This is a genomic window from Neobacillus sp. NPDC093127, from assembly GCF_044754175.1.
In the GTDB taxonomy this organism is placed as follows: Bacteria; Bacillota; Bacilli; order Bacillales; family Cytobacillaceae; genus Neobacillus.
Window position 1 is genome coordinate 1 of sequence record NZ_JBIVOP010000053.1, and the last position, 2,790, is coordinate 2,790.

Annotated in this window: 4 protein-coding genes; 2 read left to right on the plus strand and 2 right to left on the minus strand. The window is 37.4% G+C overall.

Features of this window, described 5'->3' with window-relative positions:
• Window positions 1-123: 123 nt before the first annotated feature.
• Together ACIQCO_RS27930 and ACIQCO_RS27935 are read right to left on the minus strand one after the other, a co-directional pair.
• Window positions 124-462, minus strand: coding sequence for a hypothetical protein (locus tag ACIQCO_RS27930; RefSeq protein ID WP_400435426.1), 339 nt, complete (start codon window positions 460-462; stop codon window positions 124-126).
• Between the two features lie 201 nt (window positions 463-663).
• Window positions 664-1,002, minus strand: coding sequence for a winged helix-turn-helix transcriptional regulator (locus ACIQCO_RS27935; protein WP_400435428.1), 339 nt, complete (start codon window positions 1,000-1,002; stop codon window positions 664-666).
• A gap of 105 nt (window positions 1,003-1,107) precedes the next feature.
• Between ACIQCO_RS27935 and ACIQCO_RS27940 the strand changes: the two genes are divergently transcribed.
• Together ACIQCO_RS27940 and ACIQCO_RS27945 are read left to right on the plus strand one after the other, a co-directional pair.
• Window positions 1,108-1,965, plus strand: a complete 858-nt coding sequence (locus tag ACIQCO_RS27940) for a pirin family protein (RefSeq protein WP_400435430.1) — start codon at window positions 1,108-1,110, stop codon at window positions 1,963-1,965.
• Window positions 1,966-2,045: 80 nt separating this feature from the next.
• Entirely contained in the window at window positions 2,046-2,444 is a 399-nt protein-coding gene (locus tag ACIQCO_RS27945; protein ID WP_400435432.1) for a DoxX family protein, read from the plus strand.
• Window positions 2,445-2,790: the final 346 nt, after the last annotated feature.

Here is a 2,790-nt window from a genome sequence, read left to right on the forward strand (position 1 = left end):
ATTCCGAGTTTCGATTAATCAGTTATAATTGCCTTTCAGCAATCCTCCTTTTTCGTGCTTTCGCACTTATAAGGAAACGTTTCGCACAGTACAATACTTCACAAACTTCAATTTAAAAAGTTGTTAAGTTAATTCCTTTAACCATCCCTCGAACCATTCAATGGGCAGTTTTACTTTAGAAAAATTCAACTGTTGTAGCTCTTTAAGCGAGAACGTGTTAGCTAAATATAAATCCCACTGTGCAGAAATATCCTCTAATATGCCTTGTAGCTTTTCATCATATAGTCCATCCTCATTCATATAATGCTTATCACACCAATTACAAATCTGTTGATGAGTATATTGATTTGTTTTATTTACCACACTCTTTAACAAATCAACAAGGTTTTCCTTACTAAACGACAAATCGATTTCAATAAAATTTGATTCAGCCCCGCTACCAACATATCGGTTTCTTCCCACCAGTTACACCTCGGTCTAAAATATGATTTGTATTTAATTCAACATATGTTGAATGGATTCCTTCTTCAAGTAAACTGCCCGTTAGCATAACAAGCAATTGGAGCTATCGTATCGACAACTCCTGTTCAGCTATCGCAGCTTAGTTGTAGAACAAAATTCAGTAAATGTATTTATGCCTCCATTATCACAAGGAAGAAAATGTTAATTCATTGTATTTTTCAATTTTCTCTTTTTATGCTTCAAACTCCATTCGTGCATTGAATCTAAAATCGGCTTCAATGTCATTCCGTACTCAGTTATAGAATATTCCACTTTAGGTGGGACTTCACGATATACCTCTCGACTTATGAGTCCCTCCTCCTCTAGTTCTCGTAATTGATTTGTTAGCATTTTGGGGGTAATGCCTACAAGTGCTTTTTTTAATTCTCCATATCTCATTGTACCTTCCGACATTAGATACAATAAGATAATAGGCTTCCATTTCCCAACCAAGATGGAAAGAGCATCGTGTACTTTACAATATTCAGGTTTTATTTTCATCTTTACCTCCAATAGTATCTTTTTACATACTATGTATCTTCAAAGTGCATACTTATGTAATTGATTTTAATGGTTTATTATGATTATGAAAAGGGGGCAAATAATATGAATACCGAAAATATTAAACGTCGTGAAATAAAAAAAGTATGGACAGTAACCGAACAAAAAATAAGCAATATTCATACCGCAAGTCCTATCCTTGCACCTGGCAACTGGGTAGATTATGATCCGTTCTTATTACTAATGGAAGATAAATTTCAAAAAGGAGCATTTAGTGAGCATCCTCATCGTGGTATAGAGACCTTAACATTTATCATTGACGGAAGGCTTAATCATTATGACAATGCTACGGGGGCGGGTGGAATCCTAGAAAAAGGGGACCTTCAATTTATGACAGCTGGTAGAGGAGTGATTCATAATGAATCACCACTTGACGGTGAAACAGTTCATCTTCTTCAGCTTTGGGTAAATCTACCTCGTAAATATAAAATGGTAAAACCCCGTTATCAAAATATGCCCGCAAAAGATATGCCTGTTCGTCAAGAGAACGGTGCCTTAATTCGAGTATATTCAGGTTCGTCTGGAGATATTGTAACGAACACTCTGAATTACGCACCTGTCACGTTTGTAGAAATGGTGTTGGAAGAAGGAACATCCATTAGTCAAGACCTTCCTGGTACCTATAATGGCTATATTTATGTATTAGAAGGAAGTGGAACATTTGGTGAAAATAAAGTTGAGGCGAAAAAAGGGCAAGCAATGTGGCTAGGTTCAGCAAATGATGGGTTTAGGAGCAGTATTCACATTTCTGCAAACGAAAAATTACGACTTGTTCTTTTTGCAGGTGAACCTCTCAGAGAGCCTGTTGTAGCATATGGACCTTTCGTAATGAATTCAGAAGAAGAAATACGACAGGCTTATCGGGATTATCAGGAGGGTAAATTCGAAACTCCAGTAGATTAAAGATTTATGGAAATAGTTGAATGAATTTGATTAACTCGTCAACGAACAAATTAAATAAAGTTAATTATAGGAGCAAAAAGATAGTAGGGTTAGGTTTATTGTTAATACGCTTAGTAATTGGATTGTCATTCATAGCTCACGGAGCCCAAAAGTTATTCGGTTTTGGTGGCGGCGGTGGTTTAAAAGTAACTGGGGAGCATTTTGGAAAATTGGGAATAAGACCAGAGGTAACAATGGCGTTACTCGCTGGGCTATCGGAATTAATAGGTGGAGTTATGTTTGCGTTAGGGTTACTTACCCCACTTGCAGGCGTTGTGATTGCTGGAACAATGGTAGTAGGGATTTTAAAAGTTCATGGACCAAATGGTTACTGGATTACAAAGGGTGGATATGAATACTGTCTTGCTGTATTAGTTGTAGCAATTGGTGTAGCTCTTAAGGGTGCAGGACAATATTCACTCGATGCTATTTTATTTTAAATTATATCCATTTTTCACGGCAAATGTTTTGGATTCAAAGAATCAGACGCTCAGAAGCTAATTCTGAGCGTTTGTTGTAAAACCATCATTAAGCATTTCTATAATGGTTAAAGGGTCTTTGTATGGGACAGGCAGCGACATTCTTTATTCAACTAAACTGCCCTTTAGCCATTCATGAAGCGCAAAAAACCGCGCTTCACCACAGAGAATGAAAATGGGTTAGAACCGTCAATACTAATTCTACGGCTGGAAGAGGAAGGTCGCTTAACTATGGTGCGTTAGAGCCCATCCTTTAGTCTGACTCCAACGACCACGGTGCACCACTGACTGTCGCTCCCTTACGGGA

Coding starts and splice junctions, on each gene's coding strand:
- ACIQCO_RS27935 (WP_400435428.1), bottom strand. CDS start 1,002: ATGAAAATAAAACCTGAATATTGTAAAGTACACGATGCTCTTTCCATC.
- ACIQCO_RS27940 (WP_400435430.1), top strand. CDS start 1,108: ATGAATACCGAAAATATTAAACGTCGTGAAATAAAAAAAGTATGGACA.